The sequence below is a fragment of the Paenibacillus sp. CCS19 genome (assembly GCF_033239625.1).
Classification (GTDB): Bacteria; Bacillota; Bacilli; order Paenibacillales; family Paenibacillaceae; genus Paenibacillus_T.
This window is the reverse complement of the sequence record NZ_BTCK01000027.1, coordinates 32,326-56,600: the sequence shown is the minus strand read 5'-3', so window position 1 is coordinate 56,600 and position 24,275 is coordinate 32,326. Positions and strand designations below refer to the sequence as shown.

The window sequence follows — 24,275 nt, the reverse complement described above, 5'->3', positions numbered from 1 at the left end:
ATGAATGGAGGGGCTCCATGATCCGCGCTGCTCTCGATCAATCGGAATCGGTCAACATCCGCAAACTCGTGTGCTATGGAAACCTTATTTTGTCGAATGAATCTGTCGAATTTTATAGAAACCGGTTGCATGAAATGGGTTTCATAATGGTTATAAAGCTATGAACTCTAGTCCGTTCAGTTGTCCTGGTTCCTGTCGATCAACCGCCTCCAGCAAGATCGAGAGTTGTGCGCCGTCATCTCCGAACCAAGGACCTGGCAAGTAAATCGAGCTTGCGTCGCCGCCAGTCAGCACCGGCCTTTCCGCTCCGCCCTTCAGCCACAGTCGGCTTACGATGGTTTCATTATGGAACACGGTCATTTTCAAACCTTGCCCATCTGCTCGCACCCGCCATCCGCGTCCTCGATCGGAATTAGCGACTGCCGCATACAACCATGCCGCTCCTCCGCTCTCGAGCGATAGAGGCAGCTCCACCGTCTCCGCTGCCTGCCGATGACGCTGAGCATGCGCCAGCAATCCTTCTTCGGCTCCGGATATCGTCCAGTTGTCGGCGTCGACCGCTTCGTAGAATCGTACTCTTCCTGCCCTTGCTCCTTGAGCCCGCTCGACGAGTACCGTGAATTGCAGCTGCTCGCCCGGTGTTACAAGCGATGAAAGGTCCAAGTAAGGATCATACGGATGTACTTCACCAGCTTCTCTGCCGTTAATGTACCATACCGCCTTACCTTGGAAACCTTCAAGATGTACGATGAATCGATTCGCTTCTGCGTCCGTCCTATAGGTGCGCCGGTATAATTCACGAACCGGATGATCCGGCGACATCCATCCACCGAAGCCTACCATCGGCCACAATGTATCATCGAACGATTCGGTCCATTCCTGCTTGAAGGGACGATCCTGCAGACGATGCACATGCCAGTTCTGCGTAATATCCGCGGATCGAAACACGGCTGCAATGCCCTTCAAACCTTTGAGCGCGTGAAGTCTGAGTCCTAGCAATCTAGCATCGTCGAAATTCGAATGTCCCCAAATTTCGGTCTTCGCTGTAATGGCAGATACCGTCTTCGGCTCTGCAAAAGGGATGTACCAGCTGCTGCCCGCAGGCACTGCAGTTCCTGCATACCGTCCGTCTGCATACAGCGAGATAATGTCGCTGCCTTGGCGAATGAACAAACCATGTGCCTTCCGGTTGTTAACAGCTGCGACATGGCCTTCATACCAAGCGAAACCTCTGTATATGCCTACCTTCTCCAAGTAATCGATCGTGCCCTTAATCCGCACCACATCGTCGGAGCTCAGATCGGATACCATCGACACGGCGGGATTGAATTCAGCGAGCTGCCATTGCACGTTCGCCTGGACTCGTTCAATCGAAGCCGCTTCCGGCTGCTCGATGACAATGCCCTCATCGATCAAGTAACGTTCCATGTACAGCGCTTTCATCAATGTCGTTGAAACAAGGATCAGTTGGCGTCCATCCTTCAGCGTAATGACGACTTGGCCGTCTTCATTCTCTGTAACCGAGAGTTTAAGGCGGACAAGGTTCTGATCGACCGCTGCATCTGCATGAACGGTATCGATTGCCACGTATCCTTCGAGTTCAAGTACGATCTCGCTCTTCGCATGTTGGTGGAACAGAAGCACCGTTCGCTGATCATCCGCTTCAACATGAAACAGCTCGGCACCTGCATAAATCAGCTTGCCTGAAGCGCCCCACCGTTCAAGCGGTACATCTACCGGAAGGATGATCGATCTGCCTGATGGCAATGACAGCGGATACAATTCCGAGGACGATTCGAGATGACGGCTCTGTATATCGATCTGCTTCGCCTCATTGTCTCCGTTCGTTACGAACAACAAGCTTCCTCCGCCTTGCAGCTTAAGCTCGTGAGGCCCGAACGCTTGCGCGGGCTCATCCGCCAGCTTCCAATCGGTTTCGAATTCAGCCTCCGCCTGTGCTATAGCATCTCCATATGTACCAATGACGCGAGTCAGCAGCCTTCCCTCGTATGCTTCGCCTCGTACGATGCCCTCGGGAGAAATCATCCCGCCGAAATCGTAATCCGACGTCATAAAGGCAAGTGGTCTGCCCCAGTTATTCGTTGCATTCGTAAATCCGAAGTCGGTTCCCGACACCTGCAGATAAGGGCCAAGCAGCTTGGCTCCGGCTGACAACAGCCTTCGCAGCAAGTAGTGCGAGCGATTCGTCTCCGTGACAAGCAGCGGATAGCCCATCCCAGCGAGGATGCTGCGATAGCTGTGCACCTTCTGCTCGAAGATCGGGTCGCGGTCATCCGGATAGAAATTGCATGTCGGCATTACGCCTTCCGTTAAGCCGGATGCTTCGATCAATCCGCCTTGACCAGCGCAGGCGATCAAAGGAACGGTTACGTTCGCTTTCAGCGTCATGTCCCGCAATGCAGCGATATACCCTTGCGGATCCTTGCAATCGAAGAAATCAAGCTCGTTATCCAGCTGAATGGCTATAACCGAACCTGCTGCTCCAAGCTGGAAGCGCGATAAGATCGGCATAATCTGTTCGAACCAACGTGACACATGCATAAGGAAGACTGGATCGTTCTGTCTAATCCGCATGCCATCCTTCGCCAGCAAGTAAGCCGGCAGCGCGCCGCCATCCCATTCGGAGCAAATGTACGGACCAGGTCTTGCTATAACCCACAGACCTTCTTCCCTTGCAGCCTCCAGGAAAGCCTCAACATCGCGCTGACCATTAAAGTCCCATTCCCCTTCGCGAAGCTCATGATAGTTCCAAGGAAAATAGACATCAATGCAGTTGTAGCCATACGCCTTCACTTGCGCCAGCCGTTCCCGCCACAGCTCGCGGGGGATACGGAAATAAAATAAGGAAGCGCTGAGGAGAATAACAGACTTCCCTTGAATGGATACGCTGTTCGGTGTCCATTGCACGATCGGTTCCACATTTACTGATTCCATCAAGCGCACCACCTCATCGGTTAGGATTCGCATGAAAATGCTATGAAATCTATTTCATGAAATGGGTTTCATTAATCTGAGGTCATTATATCGCCGCCTTGGATAATCTGTCAATACAGGATCTGGAACCTTATTGAAAACGCATACATCATTTATTCGGAGCAGGTACAAATCAGCAATATCCCTTGCTGCATAAGGGATCTCAGGTTTCTACCAAGATTGCATGGCGGAACAAGTGATGACATGACAATATAACAAAACGACCACTGAAACCTCCGTCAGAGCTGCACGCGCTGAAACAAAAAAAGCCCTCCGAATCACTCCTTCTTGCGAAAAGGTAGTGTTTCGACGAGCTCTTAGCCAACCCAATTTGAATTATTACTTGCGTCTGGAAGGTGCAGGTCCGCTGCTCTGACGCACAATCAGCCTAGGCGTTAGTACGGTCGTCCGTTTCGTCGGCATACTGTTGTTGATCTGATAAATCCGCTCCACCGCATACTTGCCCAGCTCATGCGTATTCTGCGTTACGGTCGTCAGCTCCGGAATGACGGCGGTCGACAGCGGCGAGTCGTCGAAGCCGACGATCGAGATATCTTCCGGAATGCGCAATCCGCGCTCCGATGCAGCCTTGATCGCGCCGATCGCAGTAAAATCATTCACGCATAGAACGGCCGTCGGCCGATGCTCGCTGTCATCGAGCAGCTTGTTCATCAAGTCGCGTCCGGCTTGGATGGAGAACTCGCCATATTGGATCCACTCTTTGCGCAGCGTCAGCTTCTGGTCTTCCAGCGTTTTCTTGACCGCTTTCACCTTCTGGATCGTCGTGGTCATGAAGTCCAGCCCGCCGATGAAGGCGATATCCCGGTGGCCCAAATCAATCAAGTGCTGAGTTGCAAGCGCGGCGCCAACCGCCTCATCGCTGTACACCCGATGGAACTTCGTCTTGGCAAGATTGCCGTTCACGAGCACGACCGGAATCGTTTCCGCCGCCTCCTGCACCTCTTGAACAAGCTCCGGCGGACAATTCGCCAGATTGATCCGACCGCCGATGAAGATGATGCCGTCAACGCGTTTCTCGCGCAGAATAGTCAAATATTCGGATTCCCGGTCATCATCGCCGGACGTATTGCACAGGAAGAACGTATAGCCCTTATCTCTCGCTTCTTGATTGGCGCCGTAGAACACTTCTGGAAAGAACGGGTTCGTTATGTCAGGGACGATCATCGCGATCGTACCCGTTTCTTTCTTGATCAAGCTTCTAGCCAATGCGTTCGGCTGGAACTTATGCTTCTCGATCACTTTCATGATCTTATCTCTCGTACTGGCCTTTACTGGCGCTGTATCGTTCAACACACGCGATACTGTCGAGACGGACACCTCCGCCTCTCTCGCAATATCGTATATGGTTGTATTCTTCACCATGCCCCTATCCATCCTTAGGAAAGATCATATTTGTCTTGTATCCATGATAACAGAACTATCACAACTATGAAACCCATACCATTAATAATTGTATTAATATATTAATAATCGACGAACACGCTTATGGTTAGATGAAGTATATATCGATAATCATCGTTCATTTCGTTATACTTTGACAAATTATACACGTTGAAGAACAGAGTATGCCACCACCCTGTCCTTATGCGTGCTGTTATCGAGTTTGTTAAATGGAAGCCCACGGCCCGCCGTTCGGCAGCGGACAGCGGCGCTCCTTCTGCTTAGCAACGACCGGGATAATGCAGCCGCATGCCTGACAAGCGACGCCATTCATTAGCTTCGAGCATTCGCTTGCATGCCGACAATCGTTGCTCATAGACCTCATCCGTAACGCATAGGTCGGCGATAGGTTGAACCGCTTTCACAGTTCCATGATATAGGAAAAAGCAGGATCGTGCATCCCCCTTTCTTTAATCGTTCATCCTGCAATAATGGATTATATTCGGGTGAAGCAAGCCATTGGAAGCAATCCTTTAATCTACTGCAACATTGATCATGTTGGTAAAATGATAAAGCAGCAGATTGATCTGCCGCCATGTGGCAGCCCGCTGCTTCCTATGAGGCACTGTTGTTCAAAATATTCATATCATCCATCTTTTCTATTTGATCTGATGATGGAATAACCTTATTCTAAGGTGAAGAAACCCTATCCGAATGAACAAGGAGGAATCGTAATAATGGATCAGCCAAGACAGCGAAAGATTATTCTCGATCTAGCGGTAACTTTGGATAGTTTCATCGAAGGACCCAATGGCGAAATCGATTGGTGCATCATGGACCCCGAAATGGCGTTCGACCAATTCCTGGACCAAATCGACACGATTCTGTACGGGAGAAAAAGCTATGATTTATGGGGACAGTATAGACCGGAATCGTCCGACGCTGCCGAGCTTGAATTCTGGAACTCCATTCATAGCAAAGAGAAGATAGTGTTCTCTAGAACAGAGCGAGAGAGCGATTCCAGCGCGTTATACATAACGGAACGGATCGAAGAAGAAGTATTGAAGCTGAAGAACAAGCCCGGTCGAGACATCTGGCTGTACGGGGGATCTAGCCTAATCACTACCTTCATCCATCTAGGTCTAGTGGACGAGTTTCGACTATCGGTTCACCCTGTTATTCTGGGAGAAGGAAAACCGTTGTTCCAAGACATCAAGCAGAGGTTGAACCTGCAATTGGTGCAAACCAGAACGTTCTCATCCGGCGTCGTGCAGCTCACTTATCAGAAGAGCACGTAACAATGCCAAGAAGGCAGGCCCATGGTTTCATGATTGAGATACGACAGTCTGTCTGATTAGACTGTAACGTTCAGCTCACTCTGGAATCCATAAGCCTGCCTCTGCCTCAACAACTATGCCGAGAACTGCTTATACAATGACTTCGATAGGTCTTTCAGTTGAACGATCTCGCCATCCACTTCCTTCGAGCTGCTCATCTGCGTCTCGCTGACGGTGAACAACTGGTCGACTGCGGCGGCGCTTTGCTGCGTAATGGCGTGAATGCTGCTGATCTCGCTCGCGATTTCAACCGATGCGGATTGAATCGAATGAATGGCGCTGTCTAGATGATGTACCAGCCCAATCATATGGTTCAAATCCTCGCTCATCCGCTCGAACCCGGCAATCGTATCCTTCGCTCGAATGACGGATAAATCAGTTGCCGCTCTGCCCTGCTCCATCTGCTCGACGGAAGACATGCTCTCTACGCGAATCAATGATAGTATAGATTGGATCTCCTTGGTCGCTTCCCCGCTCCGCTCCGCCAACTTGCGGATTTCTGCCGCAACGACAGCGAATCCTTTGCCTTGCTCGCCTGCGCGCGCAGCTTCGATTGCCGCATTCAATGACAGCAAATGCGTCTGATTCGCAACCTCTTGCACCGTGGCAATAATGCTTTCAACCTTCTGCGAGGACTCATGCAGCGATATTATCGTCGTCGAGGCCGTCTCGATCGAATCCGCGACGACAACGATTTGCTCAAACAGCGACTTCATCTGTTGATCGTTATCCATCACGATTGCACCTGTCTGGGAGGCGCTTAGTTTGATTTCCTCAGATGACTGTGCTGTCTGAACGATTCGACCATTGATGTCATGCAAATTATGCTCAATACTGCTTACCGATTCCTCTTGTGTTCGAAGCCCCGCTGCCACTTCCTTGAAGGATGCATTCATCTCCTCATTCATCTGAATCGACGTCTGCGATTTCTCAGCGACAGTCTCCGAAGTCTGCCCTAACTGATCGGACAGCAGCTTCACACGATCCAAGATGGCAACAAGCTGCTGCTGTTTCTGCTCCCTGTCCGCCTCCAGTTCGCTTGTAATCTTATGCTTCGAACGGATTTGCAGCGAAGTGGCAGCCGAAGTGAGAATGAGAAATCCCGCATGAATGACGAGCATCATGTATGTCGCCGACATGCCATAGACAAGCTCAGGGAATAAGTAGAAGCCGCCGATATGTTGAATGGCGAACAGCACGGTCATTAGGACGATTAGCCGAATGCGTTCATAATAAGCGGCCGTTGCAACAACCATGAAGATCGAGAAATGGAACTCTACGGAGCCGCCGCTGCCGGCAATAATCGATATGCTGCTGAACGTCAGAACGAGTGTGACAAGGATAGGAATAACGGCGTGGTCTTTGCGAACCCTTATGTAGATGTAACCGCTCGCGAATAACCCGATAATCGGGATTAGAAGCAGTATATTAAGGCCGATTGGATCAGGGGTGAGTGGTTCCATATGCATGGCGCTCATATCGTGCTCATCGAAGAGATTGAACCTTCTCTGAAGCAAATGAACAATGCAGCTTAATAATACGGCGCTAAGCGACAACAACAGCATTAACTTATTTTTCTTCTGAATCATCAGACTCTCCTTATCTAGGCAATGAAAATGAAAAAGCCGACTAAGGTCATTAGTCGGCAACGGATTCCGCTGTATGATATGCAACTAGTAACTCGTATATAATATGCCAAAATGCGACAAAACTCAACAATTAATTGCACAGTTTATGGCAAAATCAAACCGAACGAGCCCTTATGGTTCTAGTTCAAAAAGTACGATTTTTGCACCTGATGCCGAGTGATGCTTCGCGATCACAAGCGGACCTTTGGACAACCTCTTATAGCTTTATTGTTGCAATAACCCATTCTTGATTGTCGCCCGACAGCTCATACGTATGATTGGCCGGAATCTGGAACGCCGTCTCTCGCCGCACCTCTTTGTACGTAATCTCATACCGCTGACCGTCCACATTGACGTATACCGTATTATGCTCGTGCAGCCAATCCAAGTACTCCTCCAGCGTCAGATTGTTGCTCTGCATAATTTTGCTATGCGGCAGCCCTACGTAACGGAAGTGCCACGGCTCATACTGAATGCCCGTAATGTCCGTCTTATCGGCGGGATAGCGCAAAATAAACCCATAGTCGGCCGCATGCTCCTTCAGCCACTTGCCTTCCGGCGCTTGATCCATCGATTCCAGCGAGGAGCCGATATCGAGCGCCAGCCCTAAGTTATGTTCGCTATTGCCTGCCGGCAGCGCATAATCGGATCCTTTCTCTTTATAAAGCTGCTCCTGCTTCGCAAAATCTCGATAACCGCTGCTGATAACAAAATGGTTTACGTCATCCTTAGCCGCTGCGGCAACCATCTTGCCGAACTGCTCCACCACATTCTGGGACAGCTCTATCGTGTTATCAAGCAAACCGAACCCATTGATGAGCTCCTGATGGTTCAATAACGAAACAATATCGGTCTGGATCCCTTCGGGATGAACCTCGTGATCCTTATTAATGAGCACGAGATTTCCCTGGTATACCTGATCCTTCTGCACCCGCAGCGCCTTCATCGATGTGTCGGTCTGGGAGTAGGTAATCTCCTCCGACTTCGGATAGTCGATCATCACTTTCGACGATGCTGCCGGCGCATGCTTCGCGCATCCCGTCAACAAACAGCAAGCAAGAACAAAAGCCCACTTCTTCACGTGCATTGCCTCCTCAACCTTCTATGCCCTAAGGTTAAGAGAAAATGTTTAAGAAAGAAGAAGGGCAAACTTAAAATTTTTCTTAAATGCTTCGTGACGTAGTCAAAAGCGGAATTTTTGAACTGCCTTTTAGCTAGCCTTGTCGCGGCAGGCGCACTTCAAATGCGGTACGAACCCAGCTGCTCTCAGCCGTAATCGTCCCGCCGTGCTGCTTCACAATATTTCTCGCGATGAAGAGTCCAAGACCCGTGCTGCCTTCTTGATGGGTCCTTGCTTGGTCGCCTGTATAGAACATATCGAATAGATGCGGCAGCTCATGCTCCGGAATGATCTGTCCGTAATTCACGACTTGAACGATTGCTTCCGAGCCTTCGAGGCTGCAGCTTATGTCCACGAACTGCCCATCCTTGCCATAACGGGCTGCGTTCGACATCAAGTTCTCGAACACGCGGGCAAGCAGCTCGCCGTCTCCTTTGATGACCGTGTTCGGAAGTACGTTGAGCCGTGCAGTCAATTTATTTTTCTCGAAAACCGGGTACATCTCATCCGTCAGCTGGCTGAGAAGCTCGCCAAGATCAATGGCATGCTTGTCGATCGACAGCATCCCGTAGTTCATCCGCGTGATCTCGAACAACTCCTCGATCAGCTTCTCTAACCTTCTCGACTTGGTGAATGCAATCGAGGTATAATGCCTCGCCTGTTCCGGTGTCAGCTGTTCATTCGTCAGCAGAAGATCGAGATATCCAAGGACGGATGTAAGCGGCGTCCGAAGATCATGCGCCAAGTTCAGCACGAGCTGATCCTTGCTGCTCTCCGCGAAGTCGCCGCGTTCGATCGCCTTCTTGAGCTGCTCGCTTGCCAGATTGATGTCATCGGCAATGGTCTCGAATTCATCGCCCGAATTGAGCATGATACGGTTGTTGAAATCGCCGACCGCAAGGCTTCGAATACCGTCTGAGATCGTTCTGAAGTAAGTGGCATATCGCTTCGTCAGCAAGAAGAAGAACATGATCGCAAGCGGAATGAAGACGATTAAGAAGAAATTGAAGTCGCCGATATGTCCGATTAATTGGCGGTAGAATACCGTTGCATCGCCCGGATAGCGCACCTTATCGTTGTAGTAGCTCTGGAGAATTTTGTATATGACATACGTCACCAGACCGGAGAACATCATACTCAGCCCGAATAACAGGAGCATTCTTGCTCGGAAGCTGCGGAAGATGTTATCCATTGAACTTGTACCCTACTCCCCAGACCGTCTTAATGAACTGATCCTTATCCTCGCCGAGCTTCTTCCGCAGCGTACGGATGTGCACCATAACGGTGTTGCCGCCCTCATAATACGTTTCGCCCCATACCTGATGAAAAATATTGTCCGCACTGAACACCTTATTCGGATGGCTTGCCAGCAGATGGAGAATATCGAACTCCTTGGGCGTAAGATCGACATTTCTGCCGAAGACGAGCACCGTCCGTTTGTCCGTATCAATCTTCAATCCACCTGATTCAAGCACAGGATTGACGCCCTGCGGCTGCTGACCCAGCAGCATAGACGAACGGCGAAGCTGCGCCTTCACGCGCGCGACCAGCTCCATCGGATTAAACGGCTTCGTCATATAATCGTCAGCGCCGATAATAAGTCCGGTTATTTTGTCCATATCCGAAGTCTTGGCACTTAGAAAAATGATCGGCAGCGCATACTTCTCCCGTATTAAGCGCGTCACCTCATGGCCGTCAAGCTTCGGCATCATAATATCGAGTATCGCCAGATCGATCGATTGCGTCTGCACCGCGCGAATCGCGGCTTCTCCATCGGATACCTTAATGGTCTGATAACCTTCGTTGCCTAGATGAATCGCGATGAGATCCGCAATCTCGGTCTCGTCATCAGCGATCAATATAGTCGTGCGCTTCATCAATTTATTCTCCCCCAATAGTGGTTAGACGGACAGCGCCGATCGTGTCGGCTTCTTGTGCCGGTCTCATCGACAATTGTCCATCGGACAGCGATAACATGGCGAGCCTGCACAGCTGCTGTGCGCTCTCAAGCGAAGTACCTGGCAGCCCATTGTGCAGCCAGTGCCCCATATAACCGACCGTTCCGCCTGCGGCGAAAGCGGCTTGCGCTTCATTCTCGTAGATTCGCAGGAAACGCTCGACCAACTGCTCGTTCAGCCAGCTTGTGAATCGCGAATCCTGGAATCGATTGCGATAGAAACGTTCATATGTGCGAATATGCTCGCAGATGATGATCGTCGCCAGAATCGGAACTCGGTCCTCATACGCCTTGACGATGTTCAGCTGTTCTTCGGTCATGCTAGCCTCGTAGACGGCTAGCAGCTGGTCCGTGATCTCTGCGGTCATCTGCTCAAGCAGATCGAATTTATCTTGATAATGCAAATAAAAGGTAGAGCGGCTGATGCCCGCTTTGTGCACGATGGCATGAACCGATATTTTCTCGAAGGGCATTGCAGCCAGCAGGGCTGTGAACGCTTCGATTATAAGCCAACGCGCGGACAGCTCTTGTCGATCCAGCATGGTCATTTACGCCGCGCCTCCTTGTCGGAATGGACATTTGCATTGCGATTGTCGTTTGAAACTAGTTTTGCTGCAAGCCTATGCTAAAGATGTAACCACATTCATGATAACAACAAACGATAATGGAGGCAAAACGAATGAGCAAAGTTTATGTCATCACAGGCGGATCAGGCGGCATGGGTAAAGCGATCGCTCGCAGGCTCGGCCAGCAAGGCGCGCTGCTCCTAGCAGACGTCAGCGAAGAGCGTCTGCAGGCGGCTATCGAAGTGCTGCGTATCGCCGGGTACGATCAACACCCCAATGGGACGTCAAGAAGCGGCAGCAAACGAGAGCATGAAATGGCTGCTGGCTAATACGCCGCTGCTCCGCGAAGGCGAACCTAGCGAAATCGCTGGCGCCGTCGCATTCCTATGCAGCAGCGACAGCTCCTACATTACGGGAACCGACATCCGGGTCGATGGCGGTACAGCAGCGCGGACGCAGGGCATGCTTGCAGCTATGCGCGCGCAGCATCAGTAAGCTGCATGTAAGAGAAAAACCCAAGAGATCGCTGCTTCTCGCAGCTTTCTCTTGGGCCTTTGCCTTTTATAATCCATAGTACCAACCATTCTGTTGGCGTTCCTCCAGCTATTCTACATAACCGAATCCAAGGATCGTAAACTTGCGGTCACCATGTCCGGAAGCCATCAGAATCTCCACTTTATGTTCCCTTGCGACCGGCTCATTATAAAGGATGACCGCAGAGCAGTGTGTCCAATTCACTTCATGCGGATCTGCATCTCTCGCATGTTGTCCATCCACCCAAATCTCTGCGCTTCCGAAATCGGTTCTTCCGGAATCTTTATAGACGAGCAGCAGTCGTTTGCTGCGGATGGTCATCCTAAAGCTCTCGCTGCCTTCTTCGCCTGCATGCATCCAGTTGTTCGCGAATTGCGGCGTGCCATACGGATGATCGTCCAGCTCTACCATTTGCAGATCGGCATCGATTGCCGTAAAGCTGCCCGGGGCAATTGTCGCGATCGCTTCGCAATTGCTGCGGTCAAGCAGCCTCGTGCCAACGAAATCATTGCCGATAATCGGCGGCTTATCGATCACGATATCCAGCGGCATTGCCGTCGCTTGGTCGGTCTCGGCGAACAGATGGCCAAGACAATCCGCCATCAGTCGATGCCCGGCATTCGTCGGATGATAAATATCGTAGAAGAACTGACGCTTCGATATCACTCTGCCATCGCCCTGCTGCAGATAGAACTGTTCGACGACGGCGTCCTTGATACTAACCATCGGAAGATCATAGTGCATTCCGACAGGGGCCAGTCGATCCTGAAGATTCCAATCGTTCATGAACACCGAGAAAAGAAGGATCACAGCCGGAGCATTATCGGCTGCCAGGGCATTCAGCACTAAGCTTTCGTAGCAAACCCCGTTCGTCTCGTCCCCTGCGTCATTCACAGCGAATTCGATCATGACAATGTCAGGCTTCACGGATCCGTCTCGCAGCACGTCCCGGTCATAACGGACGATTCCGAGCTCGGATGGCGTGCCTCCTACACCTGCTTTGATCAGATGAATATGATCGCCGCCGTTTTGACCGAACATTTGTTTAAAATGCAAATAGGAGCGATAAGCGTAGCTTTCGGTATGGATCGGCTTTGCTCCTGCACCTTGCGTGATCGATCCGCCAATATAGGCGATCGTTACGTCTTCGCCGCGTTTCGCTTTCTCGATTGCCGCTTTCAGCCTGTAATTATTCCCGCTGTTCAGCAGAGACTTTGCAAGTAAAGCTTGATACGCATCCGACTCGTAATCGACAGGAGCTTCCGGCTCGATTGCCTGCACTTGATAACCATCGTTCAAGTAGAAGACAATAGTAGCCGTTCCTAGCGCACCTTGCTCGGCGAACTCGATCGCCATTTTGCCCGGAACATCATCATCAAGCGACCACGCTTGCTCTTCAAGCACAAGTATAACTTCCGTCCCATCCGCCGGTACAGGAATGCGAAGCTTCGTCCCTGTCTCGTATTTGCGTGTGCGGCCCCAGTTCTCCCAAACAAACGATACCGGCGCATGATTCTCATCCTTGGTCTTCACCGATATGCCGATGCTGTGAACAAGCTGTCTGAGCCCGCTGCAATTCATCAATAACTGAAGAATCGACTCGTCTGTTATGCCGCCAATAAACATGGCTTTATCGATGAACTGCCGTCCCTCCAAATAGATCTCCTGCGAGAATCGCCCATCCGGGCGGGCAGTCGCTTCAACGATCGATTCATACATCAGATAGAAGCTGCTGCGCTTATCGACGGGGTCGCGAGGTGCTGCAGGTCCTCCATTAACAGCCCCGTTCACTGCCGTCCTAGGTTCTGTCATTCGGGTACGCCTCCCTTAGTGCAAATATGAGCTGCAATCAAGCTGTCCTAACAGCTGTTATGATCGTGTATTAGGCCAAATTCATGAAAATTGTAACACTGCCAAGCGGTGAACGAACACCTGTCGATCTATACTTCATCCCCTCATAATTTCATGAAGTGGAGGGAATCCGGCACATCCTCATGGATGAAATCACGGCCCTTTATAGATTTAAAGCCGCCCCACATGCCGTGATAGACGGCTTATAGGACGGCCTTAATTACGAGTCCGTGCAAGTATTAATTGATTTTAACCAACTGCCATTGCTGATTCAGGTCCCCTCGATAAAAGTTCTGCTGGATCAACGCGTTATTCGAGGTCGAGGCGTTCGCGACTTCTACAGCCTTGTTGCTATTGACGTTGAGGATGCAATAGTAACCGTTGCTCAGCTTAATCAGTCGGAACTGTTGAGGCAAATTATTATAGCTCTGCATCAGTTGAATCGCTTCGCCGTTATTGGAGGTTCCATTGCGGACATCCATCACTTTGCCATCGGACGAGCTTACGCTTGTCAGTTTGTAGAGGTTATTGTAGGTCCCTTGATCCGTAATCACCCATTGCTGCGCCGTTGCGCCGTTATCCGTATATTGCTGCAGTTGAAGCGCATTCGTGTTCTGGCCGCCCGGCACATCGATCACCTTGCCTGAAGCGCGGTTGACGAATTTGTATGTCGCGCCGTTCGTGAGTCCGTTCCAAACGCCGTTCCAAGGATTGAATTGCGCGCGCTCATAATACCACTCGAAGAGGAAACGCGCCATGCCGTCGCGCGTCGCATCGCCATCGTACTTCAAACCTGCTGTAGGATCAGCGAATGAGCTGCGCGTACCAGGGTCGAGAATGAAGCCGTTCATATGCGCTGCAATGCTGACGTTGCCGGCTGCGGTAAAGATCGCTTTCGTGTTCTTGCCGAAGCCCTCATTCGAGCCGTTAAACAGGTCCCAATAATCGGAATCGCCTGCCTTCTTCTTGAACCAGGTCGTTTCCGTAATGTTGATCGGATAGTTGTCGGCGCAAGGTTTGATCGTTGTATTCCAGATGTTCTGCAGCGTTGCGAAATTGTCATTGGCGCCGTATCCTGGGTACCAATGAACGGAATAACCGAGGTTGTTCAGCGGGTCTGTCAGCGGATTCGATGCGCACAGCTGATAGTATTGATCCCATCCGAGTCCGGCTGCCCAGATGACATTGTCTGCGCCTTGGTTTCGAATCGTCGAGATCATCGAGTTCTGGAAGTTCTTCAGCGAGTTCCAGTAGTCGACGAAATTGGATTGCGACGGATTGCCGCCCCATACGCCGTTCACATCGGAGAGAACAGGCTCGTTTACGAGCTCGAACATGACGTTGTCCGCGCTTTTGATCCCTGGCTGCGATGCAAGATAACCCCATATTTGGTTGAATTTAGCCAAGTTCGACGGCGTCGTCGCTTTATTGTCCAGGAGGGTGAAATCGAGACCGAGCGTAACATACAAGCCCTTTGTTTTGGCATAATTAATGTACGGAATGATTACGTTCTGCGTCACGGTCTGCAAGCCAGCGAAGTTGTACGTTCCCGCCGCTACATCGCCCATATCATCGCGGTCAATGAATAGACGTACTTGGTTCATATACCAGCCGTGCGAGCTTCCATACTTTGCAGATGTATTAGTGAAGGTGTCTGTAATATCCTTCAAATAGGCAAGAATCGCTGCATGCCGGTTGTTGCCGTTCTGACTTAAGTAGTAGTTGCTGTTCTGATACGTCCAGTAAGCGCCTGAGGGCTGATGCCAGCCGCTCAGCAGTACGGGCTGGCCGCTGCTGTTCACGAGCTGTTTGCCGCTGACATGAAGCTTCGACATCTGCATGCCGGACCATGCATTCGCCGACTCCCCATTCATCAGGATCGGCGTCATGATTAACGCCATCAGCAGCAAAATCTTGATTGTCCAACTTGCTTTCATTAATTCCTCATCTCCCTTGTTTTTAACAAATTAGTTGTATGTTAAGTCTTGGTTGTACAGAGGTTAAAGAGCAGTAAAAATCGGACAAAACATATATGAATACGCTTTCATTGGAAGTTTATCATCTGTTGGAACTTTATGACCACCTGTCATTATTCACTTCATCACCTGTCAAAATCTAGCATATTGTTATGTATATCCTTACACAATGAAAAGGAATTTTCGCAATTCCGACCCAAGATCGATTTCGATTAAATGATATAATGATTAAAGTTCAATAGCCTAAAGGAGACGTGCCGCAATTGTTAGAAATCGAACGCAAATTTCTGTTAGACCGCGATCCCAAACAGCTCGTGGAAGAGGGAACGATCATCTTCCTGTCCGAGCAGCGAATCGAGCAGACCTACCTTGCCTTGGATGAGCAACAGGAGGTTCGCGTACGCCGACTGGTCGACCTCGCGACCGATGAGGTGAATTACACGCATACCTTTAAGTCGGGCAATGGCTTGATGCGTGAAGAGATTGAGTACTCGATTACCGCAAGCATCTACGAGCAGTTGATGAGCGGACGCAAGCTGGTTCCGTTGACCAAGAATCGGATTACCGCGCAGTGGGGCGAACGTGTTATAGAGATCGATATTTATGATCAGATTCAACTGACCGTGCTTGAGGTCGAATTCGATTCCGAGGACGCCGCCCTTACATTCGTTCCTCCGGCTTGGTTCGGCAAGGATATCAGCTCCGAGCGCCAATACAGCAACAAGAAAGTATGGCGCGATTTGCAGAATGGAAGCCTGCTATAAGGATGAACGGAAAGACCAATCCCCTGAGAAGGCGGATTGGTCTTTTTTCATAACAGCTAATGCATTACGACTTTCTCTCGCGCCGCCCAACCATTAGATAAGAGAGCAGACTGCCCCCCACTAGCACAATGGCCGTAATCGTGAATGAAGTATGCATGCCTGTAAGGAAGGATTGGCTGCCGCTAACGATTATTCCCGTCATTGCAACGCCTAACGTCGCTCCGAGCTGCCGGCTTGAATTAATCATTCCAGACGCGATGCCTACTTGATCCTTCGGTACGGATGAGATAACCGCAGCCATAAGCGCTGGAATCGTAAGGGATATGCCATACCCAAGCAGGAACAGCCCTGCCAAGGTAAGCCAATAGCTTGTTGCAGCATTGAGCAGGGCAAGAAGCAATGTTCCTAATGCCGCAGCAGCAAAACCGAATGTCATTGGCAATCGCGGACCCCGCCGACTAACAATGCGCCCAGTGAAAATCGGATTTATGGCCATCGGAATCATCATCGGCAGCAGCGCAAGACCCGCGGTATGGGCAGCCAGTCCGCGCTCTTGTTGGAAGAACATCGGAATAATGAACAGAATGCCAGACATCCCTATGTTAATAAGCATGCCTGCAGTCATACCCGCAGACAGCGATCGACTTCGGAACAGCTGAAGCGGAATGAGCGGCGCCTTGCTCCGGGCTTCGACGACAATCAATACGATTGCACTCGCCAGCGCCAGCCCGAATGCCACTAAGATAAGGGCCGAGTTCCAGCCTTGGGACTCCCCTTCCATAAGAGCGTAACACAGCGCCACAATCGTCACGATCGCGAGAAACTGTCCCGTCCCATCAAGATTGCGATGCGGATTGCGAACTGTCTTATGAATGCTGAACCAAGTAATGACAAGACTTACGAGCGCAATCGGCATATTCAGTAGAAAAATGCTGCGCCATCCGAGCGAATCAACGAGCATTCCCCCAACAACTGGCCCGGCAGCTAGCGCGATCCCTGTAACAGCCGCCCAAATGCCGAGTGCCCTGGCGCGCTCGCCCGGATCGGGATAAGCATGCGCAATGAGCGCAAGCGAAGCCGGAAGCAGCGCCGCTCCGCCAACGCCAAGCACCGCTCGCATCGTAATAAGCGCACCTATGGAGGTAGCAGCCGCTGCAATTCCCGATGTGATTAGAATGAGAATAAGACCGCAGATAAACACGCTTCTTGCCCCGAACTTGTCCGTCAACGTTCCCATGGACAGCATCAGTCCTGCGAATACAATCGTGTAGGCATTCACGACCCATTGTAAATCCGACATTCCTCCGCCTAGATCGGAATGAATAGCAGGCAGCGCCACGCTAACGACGGTCATATCCAGCAGCACCATAAAGTAACCTAGCGAAATGCCGAGCAGCAGAACAAGCTTGGACGAACGCGTTACGCTTCTTGTCTGTACCATTGCTTCTTGCAATCGATTAACTCCCTTCCAGATTCCGTGTATCTCGTGCTTGCTAAGCGTATAGCAGATCGTATACTTAAACGAGATGCCCGTTTATCCTAGGAGTAATAATCATACGTTTAAATGAATGTTCCAAAAGTTCGGTTCTCAGCACCGAGAAGGTTGGATCAAGCTGGGAATGAGGATCGGAGCGTTGCGGTTTGCTACGTGAGAACCGGAAGTCACAGCTTCATCCAAGATTCGATGCCGGATACACTTCTTGCGATGCTTCGTGATCAAAATCGGATTTTTTGAACTACATCTAAAAGAGGGGAAATGGCTTTATGGGAATGGAACAATCCGAACAGGAACGCCAGCAGGAGTTAGCCCGCTTCCTCAAGTCGCGCAGAGCCCGCCTTTCTCCCGAGCAGGTCGGTTTGCCCAATACGGGGCGCAGACGCACGCCGGGGCTTCGACGTTCGGAAGTCGCTCAATTGGCATGGATCAGCGTCGACTGGTATACGAGACTTGAACAAGGACGTGACATTCAAGTTTCCTCGCAAGTGCTCGACCATATCTCGAGCGCCCTGCAGCTCAATGCAACAGAACGCCAGCATTTATATGTGCTTGCACTGCAACAGCTGCCTGCTGACTTCACACAGTCTGTCGACACGATTAGTCCGCTTCTTCAGCAATTTCTCGAACAACAAGGAACGAGTCCCGCCCTTGTAATCGATCAGCAGTTGAACATTGTTGCATGGAACAAAGCCTCCGCTCTCATCTACGGTGACTATGAGAGGATGTCTCTCCGCGATCGCAACGCGCTCTGGCGAACATTCACTTCTCCCTACATTAAACAATTGCTGCAAGAGAAGTGGGAGCTTCATGCTCGTCATCGGATCGCACAATTTCGCGCCAATTACGGTAAATTCACAGGCGATCCGCAGTGGATCGCGCTAATCAATGAATTGAGCGAGATCAGCGAGCCATTCCGCGATTGGTGGCAGGAGCATGACGTTATCGTTGGACCGGAAGGAAAGAAAATCAACTACCACCCGTCAGCAGGAAGGCTGGAATTCGACCAGCTTTCGTTTCTCGTGACGGATGCACCTCATCTCACGATCACGATCAACATGCCTTCGAACGAGGAGACACTTGCTCAGGTTCAAGCATTGCTGACGCAAGGATAGCAATTGCTGAAGATGCACATTGTGAAACAGCAAGAAGCACGCCGGATTCCGGCGTGCTTCTTGCTTCTTCCGTCATGCTTCTCTTATTCCTCGATGGTTCTATCCATTAACTGCAGCATCATCGCATTCCACTGGCTTCTATCGTCGCCAAGGCTGGCGAAGAATGACCGGTCAACCGCCTCTACTATTTTTACTGCACTTACGGCCAGCTCGTCACCCGCCTTGGTGACCGTTATCGCATTTGCCCTTGTATCCGACGGATGAGGGGTTCGCGCGATCAAACCTCTCTTCTCCAGTGACCGAAGCACCTGCGAGGTCACGTTCACATCCACCTTCGCATGCTGCGCCAGTTGAATCTGTGTTACACCATCCGGCTGTTTCTCATTGAGCCATTTGCAGGAAAACAATAGTACGAACTGTGGATGGGTCAGCTCCAGCGGCTCAAGCGCCCTTCTGATCTCCTTTTGCCACAAATTCGTTACCTGCCATAACAAGAACCCTGAACTTTCATTCGAATCCCGATACGCCGAGCCCATGTTGCCCTCCCGTCATCGCCTGTGCGATCGTCAGAAAATCCGCTTCCGTAATTTCAAAATGACCGGTACGAAACCGATACCCCCAATTCCGATTGTCTCGAGTGAACGATAAATGCCCTAGCAAGCCGTGAATGGAAGTCTGCTTACATCGAGTATAACGAATATCGCAGCGAAACGGTACAAACGATTCCGACATGCGGTACTCATACACGCGTCCGTCCTCTACTTGCCCAATCGCGGTAAAAGCTTGCAGCGGCTCTCCTTGGTCCATGTCCGTACGCGGCGAGTAGTAGATGAGCCAATCTCCTGGCTTCATGCGCCGCAGCGGAGCGGCTTTGCCATGGCATACCTGCGCGAAACCGCCAGCTACACCACGCTCAACATGCGAAGCCGATACGACACCGATCCAATATCGCGGCTGTCGCGCCTGCACCTGTTCCTTCATCTTCTCACACCTCCAGCTCTAGAGCTGCTGCTGCAAGACTTGCTACTGTCTGTGGGATGCCCTGAGCAAAATGTTCAATCATCCGCGCTCCCACACGTTCCGCGTTTGGTCCATCAATGCGAACAGAATGCGTAATTCGCGTTCCGTTCTCTGTTCGCTCCAACCTATGCGAGAAGTGAACCTCGATTCCAGCCACTGCAATCTCCGTAATATCCGAGAAACCATAAGGTGCATTCACCTCAGTCAAGACGAATGGCAGCTTCCCTTGTCCCTTCGGCTCAAGAAACCCTCGCGTTCCTACCTCGAACGGGCCATCCAATGACACCGATGCAATGCCTGCATCCCACTTCATCCACGATTCAATCGTACTGTACAGCTTCCAGATCGTCTCTACCTTCGCTGCCGTTATTACCTCATGTTCGAATCTCAACATTTCCCATCACCTCAATTTAGTATTTACCCGTATTATATGTACACATATTATATATGTCAATACTATCCATCTGCATGATCGCCACCGCAGGAATAGGCATATCCGCAGCGGCAGACTTGCGCTTCCATGAATATCTGTTTACAGAAAAGGAAACGATTTGTTATCATAAGTCCAATATGAATCACAAGCGATGACGAGAAGAGTAGGGAAAGCCGTTCTTCCACAGAGAGCTCCGGGAAGCTGCGAAGGAGCGAAGAACGTTTCACCGAACCAAGCCTCCGAGCAGCAGGTCGGAACCGTTCGCGGGGATGGCATGACGGGAGCTCCCGTTACAGAGCTAGAGTATAAGCATAGCCGCACGCGGCCATGCCGTACTTGAAGAGATTAATATGGCGACATATTAATGAACCTGGGGTGGCACCGCGACGAGTTCGCCCCCAAGACTAGATGTCTTGGGGGTGAGCTTTTTTTGTCGGATTACAACTACTTCAGATTCATGAGGAGGCGCCAGCCATGAGCACGGAGAAGGAACCATTGACGGAGCATTTTCTAGCAAGACTGATTCACGAAGAGCTTGAACACAGCCCATTCGACCGCGGCATGCGCACCCGATTCCCGCCCGAGCCGAACGGTTATCTGCACATCGGCAGTGCATACGCGATTCACACGAGTTATACGATTGCACACATGCACGAAGGTGCCTTCCACCTGCGATTCGACGATACGAACCCGCTTAAGGAAGATCTTGAATATGTGAACGCGATTATCGCGGACATCAAGTGGCTAGGCTACGACCCGGGCGAGCATATCTACTATGGTTCGGATTATTCGGAAACCATCTATAGTGCTGCAGTAACACTAATTAAGCGTGGCAAAGCATACGTCTGCGACCTTACAGCGGAAGAGATGACGGCCTATCGCGGGACATTGACAGAGCCCGGGCGAAACAGCCCTTATCGAGACCGGTCCATTGCGGACAATCTCGATCTGCTGGCTCGGATGCGCAGCGGCGAGTTTCCGAATGGGGCGAAGACGGTTCGTGCACGCATCGATATGCGTTCACCGAATATGAATCTGCGAGATCCCGTATTGTATCGGATCATACATGCCGAACATTATCGTACGGGGAATGATTGGTGCATCTATCCGATGTATGATTTTGCCCACCCCATTCAAGACGCAGTTGAAGGCATCACCTACTCCCTCTGCTCGGTTGAGTTCAAGGATCATCGTCCGCTTTATGAATGGGTGTTGAATGAGCTGGGCATTGAGAGTCCGCCGCGACAAAGGGAGTTCGGCCGCTTGAACTTAACGGGAGTCGTCACAAGCAAGCGGTTCCTGCGGACGTTAGTGCGGGATGGCCATGTCGACGGCTGGGATGATCCTCGGCTTCCGACGCTGCAAGGACTTCGCAGAAGAGGCTTCACCCCATCCAGTATCCGCAGCTTCGTTGAAGCGATTGGCGGAATCCGCACGGAAAGCACCGTCGATATATCGCTGCTGGATCACAGTCTGCGTCAAGATTTGAAGGAAGCAACCGTTAGCGTGATGGCGGTCCTGCGACCATTGAAAGTCGTCATCACTAACTATCCTGAAGATAAGACGGAGATGTTGTCGATCGAGAACAACAGCGACAATAAGGCGCTGGGTGCGAGGGATGTACCTTGGAGCCGAACGATTTATATCGAACGCGATGATTTCATGGAGCATCCTGTTGCAGGTTTCCATCGGTTAGTACCTGGCGGGGAAGTGAGACTCAAAGGCGCTTATTTCATCCGCTGCGAAGACGTCATCAAGGATCCGAATACCGGAGAAGTCAGAGAGCTTCACTGCACATACGATCCGCTTACGAAGAGCGGCACTGGCTTCACCGGGCGCAAAGTGAAAGGAACGATTCATTGGGTATCCGCTGACCATGCATTGAAGGCGGATGTCCGATTGTTCGAGAAGCTGCTGCTGGAACAAGATATTTCGAAGGATGAGAGCGGCGATTGGGCTTCTCTTATTAATCCAGACTCCAAGGCAGTCCTTCACGATGTGCTTATCGAGCCATCGGTTGCCGACGCTCGCCCGGAAGATAAGCTCCAGTTCATGAGGCATGGCTACTTCAATGTAGATCCGAAGCTTACGACAGGCGAACGGTTGACGTTTAACCGCATCGTGCCGCTGAAGGATAGCTGGAATAGAAAGTAACGGAGAACTCTCATAGGCGCTGTGATGATTGATGCAGGTAACGGTTATCACAGCGGCTATTAATGCTAAATAGGAGCGAACAAAAAACGAACGGTTGCAGTTGAGGCTATCGGTGTGGAAACGATCGTTTCCGGATGAAAATTCACCAATTTAGCTTCAATGCAACCGTTAGCGTGTGAAACGAGACTATTATCGCTGCATAAGCGTTGACGCAACCGTTAGCCTAATGAGCGAGTGGCGAAGCACCCTTGTGTTAGTCGTTGAACTTATACGTCCAGAAGCGCTCCATGCCGAAGCGGTCTTCCAGCTCTTTATCCGACAGCTTGTTCTTCCCCATCAATTCCGGTGCTTGGAATTGGGAGCGGTGCGCTTGAATCGAAGCAATCTTGTTCTTCAAGAAGCCTCTGACGTCCACGATGCTGTCTGGCCGCCCGATGTCTTCCACCGTATTTTTGGCGAAGGCCATACATTGGACGATCGGCCGCTCTTCCTTCGGCATCGCCGCGACCACGCGAACAACCGCTGCGCCAGTGGCATCGTGGTCTGGATGTACGCTGTATCCGGGATAGAACGTAATGACCAAGGTCGGCTTAAGCTCCTCCATGAGCTCGCGGATCTTCCCATCCAGCAGCTGCGGCTCTTCGAATTCAATCATTTTGTCATGGAAGCCCAGCAGTCTCAAATCTTCTATACCAATCGCCTTGCAGGATGCTTTCAGCTCCTCCAGACGAATAGATGGCAATGTAACGCGATTGGCAAAAGGCGGAACGCCCATATTGCGGCCCATCTCGCCTAATGTCAGACAAGCGTAAGTGACCTTGGCGCCATTAAAAACATGGATCGCCAGCGTGCCGGATGCTCCGAACGCCTCATCATCCGGGTGCGGCAGTACGACGAGAATTTGTTTGTGCGTCATTTATGTCTCCTCCTCTTCCCTTAGAACGGCTGCTTGCTCAGCTGAATGGCTACGACAAGCTTCCCTTGACCATCATGGCCCGCCATGATCAATCGCTCCGTCTCCAGCTGCTCATAGTGCGTAAGCCCTTCGGTATAGACCCATCCCTGCTCCATTTTGAGCCCGATCCGGAATGGTCCTTCGCCAGAGATCGCACCATGGCCGAAGCGGACCTTCGTATTCGTAATGAAGATCGATGCAGGATGCTTATTGCTATCGAAATGTGCTGCATAGGCTCCAGTCGTCATCTCTAGATGAATGTATAGGTCCTGATCCTTCAAGGCATCAATTCTTGCTTGAACGTCTGATTTATTAATAAGCTCCATCACAGCGCCTCCTAAACTTAACAGTGAACACATGTACATAAACAACACTACTTACAAAAGCATAGCTCAAATTACAAGGAAGGGCAACGTTACGGCTCGTCTAACCGTCATTGTATGCGCCGCCGATCACGTCCGATTGGGGTTATGGCACCTCAATATTGGATTAGACGGCCACTGGCTTGGCCTAGATGACGGGCGGATGATGAAGATCGAGAAGATGCGTTGTCTGCTAACGGCTGCTGTTGCACTTATTTCGTTCAAATTGGCGTGTTTCCATCTCTAACGGTTCCTACTGCGCTTAGTTCTCTGTTTACCCGTTCAAATGGGACAATATCGCATTAATAAGCTCATCTGCATCCCTTAGCCATAAGGAAAGATGAACATTTCCGCAGAATAGCCACGATAGCAACCGTTACGATTTAGGCTAAGACTGCCGATACTGACGAAGTTTCTAGCGAATGCTGTATCCCCGAATCTTCATTGGGCGGAAGCCGAGACGCTGCGACTCGCTCGTCGGGTGCTTCGGCCGTTTACAACTAATGAGCTATCCCGACACTTGCTGCTCACTGATAATCGTACTCGCGTTATTCTGCGAAGGCTGCTCGATAAGAAGCTGCTTGAGGTAGCAAGTGGAACGATTCGTTATCGC

General features: G+C 50.9%; 22 protein-coding genes and 1 other annotated feature. Of the genes, 6 read left to right on the top strand and 16 right to left on the bottom strand.

Annotated elements, in window-relative coordinates; genetic code table 11:
* Positions 1-150: 150 nt before the first annotated feature.
* The 3 genes from SBI19_RS18195 to SBI19_RS18185 all read right to left on the bottom strand — a co-directional run bounded on the left by SBI19_RS18195 (position 151) and on the right by SBI19_RS18185 (position 4,771).
* On the bottom strand, positions 151-2,955 hold the full coding sequence (locus SBI19_RS18195) for a beta-galactosidase (protein WP_317970736.1): 2,805 nt from the start codon (positions 2,953-2,955) through the stop codon (positions 151-153).
* Between the two features lie 378 nt (positions 2,956-3,333).
* Entirely contained in the window at positions 3,334-4,374 is a 1,041-nt protein-coding gene (locus tag SBI19_RS18190) for a LacI family DNA-binding transcriptional regulator (RefSeq protein ID WP_317970782.1), read from the bottom strand.
* Between the two features lie 247 nt (positions 4,375-4,621).
* On the bottom strand, positions 4,622-4,771 hold the full coding sequence (locus tag SBI19_RS18185) for a hypothetical protein (protein ID WP_317970734.1): 150 nt from the start codon (positions 4,769-4,771) through the stop codon (positions 4,622-4,624).
* A 361-nt stretch (positions 4,772-5,132) separates the two neighbouring features.
* Between SBI19_RS18185 and SBI19_RS18180 the strand changes: the two genes are divergently transcribed.
* The gene (locus SBI19_RS18180) at positions 5,133-5,693 is read left to right on the top strand and encodes a dihydrofolate reductase family protein (RefSeq protein ID WP_483312308.1); all 561 of its coding nucleotides are present in this window, start codon (positions 5,133-5,135) and stop codon (positions 5,691-5,693) included.
* Between the two features lie 113 nt (positions 5,694-5,806).
* On the opposite strand, the gene SBI19_RS18175 is transcribed toward SBI19_RS18180, so the two are convergent.
* The 5 genes from SBI19_RS18175 to SBI19_RS18155 all read right to left on the bottom strand — a co-directional run bounded on the left by SBI19_RS18175 (position 5,807) and on the right by SBI19_RS18155 (position 10,985).
* Positions 5,807-7,321 (bottom strand): methyl-accepting chemotaxis protein, encoded by a 1,515-nt coding sequence (locus tag SBI19_RS18175; protein ID WP_317970732.1) that lies wholly within the window; start codon positions 7,319-7,321, stop codon positions 5,807-5,809.
* Between the two features lie 256 nt (positions 7,322-7,577).
* Positions 7,578-8,441 carry a D-alanyl-D-alanine carboxypeptidase family protein gene (locus tag SBI19_RS18170; RefSeq protein WP_317970730.1) on the bottom strand — a complete coding sequence of 288 codons (864 nt, stop codon included), beginning with the start codon at positions 8,439-8,441 and terminating at the stop codon, positions 7,578-7,580.
* Positions 8,442-8,574: 133 nt separating this feature from the next.
* Positions 8,575-9,672 (bottom strand): sensor histidine kinase, encoded by a 1,098-nt coding sequence (locus SBI19_RS18165; RefSeq protein WP_317970728.1) that lies wholly within the window; start codon positions 9,670-9,672, stop codon positions 8,575-8,577.
* Positions 9,665-10,357, bottom strand: a complete 693-nt coding sequence (locus SBI19_RS18160; RefSeq protein WP_317970726.1) for a response regulator transcription factor — start codon at positions 10,355-10,357, stop codon at positions 9,665-9,667. The genes SBI19_RS18165 and SBI19_RS18160 overlap by 8 nt, the downstream gene beginning before the upstream one ends.
* 4 nt (positions 10,358-10,361) lie before the next feature.
* Positions 10,362-10,985: a TetR/AcrR family transcriptional regulator gene (locus tag SBI19_RS18155; protein ID WP_317970724.1), complete on the bottom strand. Its 624-nt coding sequence runs from the start codon at positions 10,983-10,985 to the stop codon at positions 10,362-10,364.
* Between the two features lie 131 nt (positions 10,986-11,116).
* Between SBI19_RS18155 and SBI19_RS18150 the strand changes: the two genes are divergently transcribed.
* Positions 11,117-11,332: an SDR family NAD(P)-dependent oxidoreductase gene (locus tag SBI19_RS18150; RefSeq protein WP_317970722.1), complete on the top strand. Its 216-nt coding sequence runs from the start codon at positions 11,117-11,119 to the stop codon at positions 11,330-11,332.
* Entirely contained in the window at positions 11,280-11,498 is a 219-nt protein-coding gene (locus tag SBI19_RS18145; protein WP_317970720.1) for an SDR family oxidoreductase, read from the top strand. The genes SBI19_RS18150 and SBI19_RS18145 overlap by 53 nt, the downstream gene beginning before the upstream one ends.
* 108 nt (positions 11,499-11,606) lie before the next feature.
* On the opposite strand, the gene SBI19_RS18140 is transcribed toward SBI19_RS18145, so the two are convergent.
* Both SBI19_RS18140 and SBI19_RS18135 read right to left on the bottom strand, forming a co-directional pair.
* Positions 11,607-13,349 (bottom strand): SGNH/GDSL hydrolase family protein, encoded by a 1,743-nt coding sequence (locus tag SBI19_RS18140; RefSeq protein WP_317970718.1) that lies wholly within the window; start codon positions 13,347-13,349, stop codon positions 11,607-11,609.
* 278 nt (positions 13,350-13,627) lie between these two features.
* Positions 13,628-15,325: an RICIN domain-containing protein gene (locus SBI19_RS18135; RefSeq protein ID WP_317970716.1), complete on the bottom strand. Its 1,698-nt coding sequence runs from the start codon at positions 15,323-15,325 to the stop codon at positions 13,628-13,630.
* A gap of 302 nt (positions 15,326-15,627) precedes the next feature.
* On the opposite strand from SBI19_RS18135, the gene SBI19_RS18130 reads away from it, so the two are divergent.
* Entirely contained in the window at positions 15,628-16,128 is a 501-nt protein-coding gene (locus SBI19_RS18130; protein ID WP_317970714.1) for a CYTH domain-containing protein, read from the top strand.
* A gap of 64 nt (positions 16,129-16,192) precedes the next feature.
* Here SBI19_RS18130 and SBI19_RS18125 read toward each other — a convergent pair whose 3' ends face one another.
* The gene (locus tag SBI19_RS18125) at positions 16,193-17,581 is read right to left on the bottom strand and encodes an MFS transporter (protein WP_317970712.1); all 1,389 of its coding nucleotides are present in this window, start codon (positions 17,579-17,581) and stop codon (positions 16,193-16,195) included.
* Between the two features lie 311 nt (positions 17,582-17,892).
* Between SBI19_RS18125 and SBI19_RS18120 the strand changes: the two genes are divergently transcribed.
* Positions 17,893-18,738, top strand: a complete 846-nt coding sequence (locus SBI19_RS18120) for a helix-turn-helix transcriptional regulator (RefSeq protein ID WP_317970710.1) — start codon at positions 17,893-17,895, stop codon at positions 18,736-18,738.
* 83 nt (positions 18,739-18,821) lie between these two features.
* Here SBI19_RS18120 and SBI19_RS18115 read toward each other — a convergent pair whose 3' ends face one another.
* Genes SBI19_RS18115 through SBI19_RS18105 form a run of 3 tightly spaced genes read right to left on the bottom strand, consistent with a single transcriptional unit; the run spans position 18,822 to position 20,152 of the window.
* Positions 18,822-19,211 carry a MarR family winged helix-turn-helix transcriptional regulator gene (locus tag SBI19_RS18115; protein ID WP_317970708.1) on the bottom strand — a complete coding sequence of 130 codons (390 nt, stop codon included), beginning with the start codon at positions 19,209-19,211 and terminating at the stop codon, positions 18,822-18,824.
* 34 nt (positions 19,212-19,245) lie between these two features.
* Positions 19,246-19,719 carry an EVE domain-containing protein gene (locus tag SBI19_RS18110; protein WP_317970706.1) on the bottom strand — a complete coding sequence of 158 codons (474 nt, stop codon included), beginning with the start codon at positions 19,717-19,719 and terminating at the stop codon, positions 19,246-19,248.
* 4 nt (positions 19,720-19,723) lie between these two features.
* On the bottom strand, positions 19,724-20,152 hold the full coding sequence (locus SBI19_RS18105; RefSeq protein ID WP_317970704.1) for an SRPBCC family protein: 429 nt from the start codon (positions 20,150-20,152) through the stop codon (positions 19,724-19,726).
* 181 nt (positions 20,153-20,333) lie between these two features.
* Positions 20,334-20,594 (top strand) — a binding site (T-box leader).
* A gap of 71 nt (positions 20,595-20,665) precedes the next feature.
* Between SBI19_RS18105 and SBI19_RS18100 the strand changes: the two genes are divergently transcribed.
* A complete protein-coding gene (locus SBI19_RS18100) occupies positions 20,666-22,345 on the top strand; it encodes a glutamine--tRNA ligase/YqeY domain fusion protein (protein ID WP_317970702.1) in 1,680 nt (559 codons plus the stop codon).
* 253 nt (positions 22,346-22,598) lie between these two features.
* Here SBI19_RS18100 and bshB2 read toward each other — a convergent pair whose 3' ends face one another.
* Together bshB2 and SBI19_RS18090 are read right to left on the bottom strand one after the other, a co-directional pair.
* Positions 22,599-23,261, bottom strand: coding sequence for a bacillithiol biosynthesis deacetylase BshB2 (gene bshB2, locus SBI19_RS18095; RefSeq protein ID WP_317970700.1), 663 nt, complete (start codon positions 23,259-23,261; stop codon positions 22,599-22,601).
* A 20-nt stretch (positions 23,262-23,281) separates the two neighbouring features.
* The gene (locus tag SBI19_RS18090) at positions 23,282-23,626 is read right to left on the bottom strand and encodes a YojF family protein (RefSeq protein WP_317970698.1); all 345 of its coding nucleotides are present in this window, start codon (positions 23,624-23,626) and stop codon (positions 23,282-23,284) included.
* Positions 23,627-24,275 lie beyond the last annotated feature (649 nt).

Bases quoted from the DNA above. Each gene is read 5' to 3' on its own strand.
- SBI19_RS18195 (WP_317970736.1), bottom strand. From the start codon at position 2,955: ATGGAATCAGTAAATGTGGAACCGATCGTGCAATGGACACCGAACAGC.
- SBI19_RS18185 (WP_317970734.1), bottom strand. From the start codon at position 4,771: ATGAGCAACGATTGTCGGCATGCAAGCGAATGCTCGAAGCTAATGAAT.
- SBI19_RS18180 (WP_483312308.1), top strand. From the start codon at position 5,133: ATGGATCAGCCAAGACAGCGAAAGATTATTCTCGATCTAGCGGTAACT.
- SBI19_RS18175 (WP_317970732.1), bottom strand. From the start codon at position 7,321: ATGATTCAGAAGAAAAATAAGTTAATGCTGTTGTTGTCGCTTAGCGCC.
- SBI19_RS18165 (WP_317970728.1), bottom strand. From the start codon at position 9,672: ATGGATAACATCTTCCGCAGCTTCCGAGCAAGAATGCTCCTGTTATTC.
- SBI19_RS18160 (WP_317970726.1), bottom strand. From the start codon at position 10,357: ATGAAGCGCACGACTATATTGATCGCTGATGACGAGACCGAGATTGCG.
- SBI19_RS18155 (WP_317970724.1), bottom strand. From the start codon at position 10,985: ATGACCATGCTGGATCGACAAGAGCTGTCCGCGCGTTGGCTTATAATC.
- SBI19_RS18150 (WP_317970722.1), top strand. From the start codon at position 11,117: ATGAGCAAAGTTTATGTCATCACAGGCGGATCAGGCGGCATGGGTAAA.
- SBI19_RS18145 (WP_317970720.1), top strand. From the start codon at position 11,280: ATGGGACGTCAAGAAGCGGCAGCAAACGAGAGCATGAAATGGCTGCTG.
- SBI19_RS18140 (WP_317970718.1), bottom strand. From the start codon at position 13,349: ATGACAGAACCTAGGACGGCAGTGAACGGGGCTGTTAATGGAGGACCT.
- SBI19_RS18135 (WP_317970716.1), bottom strand. From the start codon at position 15,325: ATGAAAGCAAGTTGGACAATCAAGATTTTGCTGCTGATGGCGTTAATC.
- SBI19_RS18120 (WP_317970710.1), top strand. From the start codon at position 17,893: ATGGGAATGGAACAATCCGAACAGGAACGCCAGCAGGAGTTAGCCCGC.
- SBI19_RS18110 (WP_317970706.1), bottom strand. From the start codon at position 19,719: ATGAAGGAACAGGTGCAGGCGCGACAGCCGCGATATTGGATCGGTGTC.
- SBI19_RS18105 (WP_317970704.1), bottom strand. From the start codon at position 20,152: ATGTTGAGATTCGAACATGAGGTAATAACGGCAGCGAAGGTAGAGACG.
- SBI19_RS18100 (WP_317970702.1), top strand. From the start codon at position 20,666: ATGAGCACGGAGAAGGAACCATTGACGGAGCATTTTCTAGCAAGACTG.
- bshB2 (WP_317970700.1), bottom strand. From the start codon at position 23,261: ATGACGCACAAACAAATTCTCGTCGTACTGCCGCACCCGGATGATGAG.
- SBI19_RS18090 (WP_317970698.1), bottom strand. From the start codon at position 23,626: ATGGAGCTTATTAATAAATCAGACGTTCAAGCAAGAATTGATGCCTTG.